The 4,085-nt window shown below is 71.2% G+C and carries 6 protein-coding genes; 5 read left to right on the top strand and 1 reads right to left on the bottom strand.

What is annotated here, in order from left to right:
- Positions 1-264: 264 nt before the first annotated feature.
- Both ACFXBC_RS34855 and ACFXBC_RS34850 read left to right on the top strand, forming a co-directional pair.
- A complete protein-coding gene (locus ACFXBC_RS34855) occupies positions 265-561 on the top strand; it encodes a DUF4193 domain-containing protein (protein WP_164260119.1) in 297 nt (98 codons plus the stop codon).
- An 11-nt stretch (positions 562-572) separates the two neighbouring features.
- Positions 573-1,565, top strand: a complete 993-nt coding sequence (locus ACFXBC_RS34850) for a hypothetical protein (protein WP_385034069.1) — start codon at positions 573-575, stop codon at positions 1,563-1,565.
- Positions 1,566-1,598: 33 nt separating this feature from the next.
- Here the strand turns inward: ACFXBC_RS34850 and ACFXBC_RS34845 are convergent, their stop codons facing one another.
- The gene (locus ACFXBC_RS34845; protein ID WP_385034066.1) at positions 1,599-2,045 is read right to left on the bottom strand and encodes a DUF3093 domain-containing protein; all 447 of its coding nucleotides are present in this window, start codon (positions 2,043-2,045) and stop codon (positions 1,599-1,601) included.
- Positions 2,046-2,103: 58 nt separating this feature from the next.
- Between ACFXBC_RS34845 and ACFXBC_RS34840 the strand changes: the two genes are divergently transcribed.
- The 3 genes from ACFXBC_RS34840 to ACFXBC_RS34830 are packed head-to-tail and all read left to right on the top strand — an operon-like array spanning position 2,104 to position 3,975.
- Positions 2,104-2,688, top strand: a complete 585-nt coding sequence (locus ACFXBC_RS34840; RefSeq protein WP_385034063.1) for a PaaI family thioesterase — start codon at positions 2,104-2,106, stop codon at positions 2,686-2,688.
- On the top strand, positions 2,685-3,200 hold the full coding sequence (dut, locus tag ACFXBC_RS34835) for a dUTP diphosphatase (RefSeq protein ID WP_385034060.1): 516 nt from the start codon (positions 2,685-2,687) through the stop codon (positions 3,198-3,200). Before ACFXBC_RS34840 ends, dut begins: the two co-directional genes overlap by 4 nt.
- Before the next feature lies 1 nt (position 3,201).
- Positions 3,202-3,975 (top strand): DUF3710 domain-containing protein, encoded by a 774-nt coding sequence (locus tag ACFXBC_RS34830; RefSeq protein WP_385034057.1) that lies wholly within the window; start codon positions 3,202-3,204, stop codon positions 3,973-3,975.
- Positions 3,976-4,085: the final 110 nt, after the last annotated feature.

Genomic DNA, 4,085 nt, shown 5'->3' with positions numbered 1-4,085 from the left:
CTGCCTCCAGCAGGGGGGTGTTGTGGTGGGGCTTGTTAGGCGGGGTCGGCGTGGGGGGGCCCGGCGGCGGCCCCCCCCCGGGGACCGTGTACGGTCCCGTTCGCCATCCAAATCGATCTCTCCCCGGGGATCCGGTTGGGTGTCGATTGAGTAACAGACCTTGATGTGAGGCAAAATCTCCGCCTCAGGTCGGGCACAAGTCCGGCCTCTCACGCGTTACGTGCGCTGGAGACACCGCAAATACCCAGAGGGGGAGAGCGCGACATGGCTACGGATTACGACACTCCACGCAAGACCGACGACGACAGCGACCAGGACAGTCTGGAAGAGCTCAAGGCACGTCGGAACGACAAGTCGACGGCGGCTGTCGACGTCGACGAGTTCGAGCAGGCCGAGGGCCTCGAACTGCCCGGCGCCGACCTGTCCAACGAAGAGCTGTCCGTGCGGGTGCTGCCCCGGCAGGCCGACGAGTTCACCTGCATGAGCTGCTTCCTGGTGCACCACCGCAGTCAGCTGGCGCGCGAGAAGAACGGCCAGCCCATCTGCCGCGACTGCGACTGAGGCAGCAGGCCGTGGAAGGCGCGACACCGTCCCGGAAGCGGCGCTTCCGGCGGAAGGGTTCCCCCGAGGACCAGCAGGGCGTCACGGGCCCGGCAGAAGGCGCGGAAGCGCCCGCCGAGCCCCTCGCCCTCCGGCCCCCGGAGGAGGACGGTCACGGGGAGAGCGCGCTCGGCAGCAGCGCACAGGACGACGAGCGGGGCCTTCCGGCCTCGCTCGACGAGGCGGCGCCCTTCGCGGCAGTGGCGCGGGACGTGCAGGACGGACCCATGACCGGGGCCCGTCGGCTGGGCGCCCTCAGACACGGCATGCATGGCATACAGCACGGGATACAGCAGGGCATCCAGAAGAGCGGTGCAGGCGCGAAGGCGGGGCTCGCCTACGTCACCGACCGCATCATCGCCACCGCACCCCGGATCCCGGTCCGCGATCTCACGACGCTGCGCAAGCACTTTCCCGGGCTCGGACCCGAAGAGATCGCCGACCGGCTCGTCGCGGGCGCGGCCAACGCCACATCGGCCGTCGGCGCGGGCATCGGGGCGGCCGCGATGCTGCCGGTACCGCTCGCCATGCCGGCCGAGATCGCCGCGGAGATCACCGGAGTCGCGGCGATCGAGCTGAAGCTCATCGCCGAACTGCACGAGGTCTACGGAATGCGCCCGCCGGGCAGTCTCAAGGACCGCTCCACCGCCTATCTGCACGCGTGGTCGGGCGAGCGCGGCTTCGACATTTCCAAGCCCGCCACGTTCACCGCGATCGGCGGCCAGATGAAGCGCGAGATGCGCCAGCAGATCATGAAGCGCACCGTCCGCGACCTGCCGAACCTGATGCCTTTCATGGTGGGCGCCACCGTCGGCGCCGTAATGAACCGCCGGGACACCCACAAGCTCGCCGCCAAGGTGCGCAAGGACATGCGCAAGCGCCAGGTCTCCTGGGACGCACTCCCCGAGCTGCCACCGCTCCAGCAGCCGAAGGAACTCCCCGCCGGGGACACCGGAGAGTTCTAGCGGGGGCAGCCCTCGGGTCAGACGGCGCCCGGGTCAGGCGGCGGGCACCGCGGCCAGGGCCGTCTTCAGGGCCTCGGGGTCACGGGTCGAGAGATAGGCGTACGGCGTCGGGTCGGCCGGGTCCGTGATCTCCACCCGCAGAGCCGTCCGTACATAGCTGCGCATCAGCATGAAGGCGCGGGGATCGGCCTTGTACGAGCGCCAGGCGACCGTCTCGTCGGCGTCCAGCACCGTGGCCTCGCCCAGCGCGCTCAGCGGGATCTTCGCGTCGCCCGCGACCAGGGAGCCCGCGACGACCCGGATGCGGACCGAGCCGTACGAGCTGACGATGATGCCCGCCACCGCCGCACCGCCGACCAGGCCGCCGAGCATCGGCAGGGTGCCGAGCGGCAGGGTGATCAGCCCGCCCGCGATCCCGACGAGGAGGGCGATGAGCCACCAGGAGCGGGGCGCGGTGAGACGTTCTTCGTAAGGCTGCATGAGGCCAAGCTTGGCATGGTGCCCACCCCGCGTTGCCGCGCGGGTAATGTCTGCGGCTGTGACACGAACATCTTCAGCGCTGACGCCTCCGGCCGACGCCATAGCGCCCGTGCGCCACCACGATGCCCCGGCCCCCGGTGAGCTGCTCGGAGCGCACTACGCGCACTGTTTCGGCTGCGGCGAAGGACAGCCGCACGGGCTGCACCTCCAGGCGCGCGCCGGTGAAGGTGTGAGCGTCACCGCCGAATTCACCGTGAAACCCGCCCACCAGGGCGCCCCCGGCCTCGCGCACGGCGGTGTGCTCGCCTCCGCGCTCGACGAGACGCTCGGCTCGCTGAACTGGCTGCTGCGGGTGATCGCGGTGACCGGCCGGCTGGAGACCGACTTCGTGGCGCCCGTTCCGGTGGGCACCGCGCTCCATCTGGAGGCCCGGGTCACTGCGGTGAGCGGCCGGAAGATCTTCTCCACCGCGACCGGCCGGATCGGCGGTCCCGACGGGCCGGTCGCGGTCCGCGCCGACGCCCTGTTCATCGAGGTCAAGGTGGACCACTTTACCGAGAACGGACGGCCCGAGGAGATCCGGGCCGCGATGGAAGACCCCGACCAGATCAAGCGCGCCCGTGCCTTCGAGGTGAACCCATGAGCCGTGACCCCGTGGACGTACTGATCCACCGCGTCGACCCCGACGCGCCGCTCCCCTCCTACGGGCACCCGGGCGACGCGGGCGCCGATCTGGTGACCACCGAGGCGGCCGAGCTGGCGCCGGGGGAGCGTGCCGTGCTGCCCACCGGGATCTCGGTGGCGCTGCCCGACGGGTACGCCGCCTTCGTGCACCCGCGGTCCGGGCTTGCGGCCCGCTGCGGAGTCGCGCTGGTGAATGCCCCGGGGACGGTGGATGCCGGGTACCGTGGAGAGATCAAGGTGATCGTGGTCAATCTCGATCCGCGCGAGAGCGTGCGGTTCGAGCGCTTCGACCGGATCGCCCAGCTGGTAGTACAGCAGGTCGAGAAGGTGCGCTTCCATGAGGTGGCGGAGCTTCCCGGCTCGTCACGGGCCGGAGGGGGCTTCGGGTCCACCGGCGGACATGCCGCTGTGGGCGGGCCACAGGGTGGGAATCGATACGCATCGGTCGTATCCGACCGGGAAGGACAGTGACGTGTTCGGACGTCGCAAGAACAGCGGTTCCGACGAGGACGCGACGGGCGAGGCCGGGCAGTTCGACGGCGGCGCCGACGCCGCGGGCGAGGAGTCCGCGGAGGTGAGCGGGGCCCACAGGTCCGGCCTGCCCCCCGCTCCGCGGCCCGACGGTCCCTGGGACATCTCCGAGGTCCGTGAGGCGGCCGAGGGACGGGTGGACCTGGGCGGTCTGTTCGTCCCCGGGGTCGAGGGCATGGAGCTGCGTGTCGAGGTCGCGGGTGACGCGATCGTCGCGGCCACGGTCGTCCTGCGCGACAGCGCCGTACAGCTCCAGGGCTTCGCCGCACCGAAGAAGGAAGGCATCTGGGGCGAGGTGCGCGAGGAGATCGCCTCGGGCATCACCCAGCAGGGCGGCATCATCGACGAGGTCGAGGGTCCGCTCGGCTGGGAGCTGCGGGCCCAGGTGCCCGTCCAGCTCCCGGACGGCACGAACGGCGTGCAGCTGGTGCGCTTCGTCGGTGTCGACGGGCCGCGCTGGTTCCTGCGCGGTGTCATCTCGGGCCAGGGCGCGGTCCAGCCCGAGGCGGCCGGGGTGCTGGAGCAGATCTTCCGGGACACCGTGGTGGTCCGGGGCGAGGGACCGATGGCCCCCCGCGACCCGATCGTCCTCAAGCTGCCGGACGACGCGCAGATGATGCCCGACGGTGTGCAGCAGGAGGAGCAGGAGGGCTCGCGCTTCTCCGGTGGCATGGGCCAGCTTCAGCGCGGCCCTGAGATCACCGAAGTGCGCTGACCCGCCGGGCGGCCTGACTCAGCGCGCAGCCTGAACCACCGCGCACCCCGAACCAGGGCACAGCACCGCACCACACAGCAGGGCCGGGGGGGGGGGGGGGCGCCCCCCCC

The organism is Streptomyces sp. NPDC059398, from assembly GCF_042751845.1.
GTDB lineage: Bacteria > Actinomycetota > Actinomycetes > Streptomycetales > Streptomycetaceae > Streptomyces.
The sequence above is the reverse complement of the archived record's forward strand: the minus strand, read 5'-3'. Positions and strand labels throughout refer to the sequence as shown.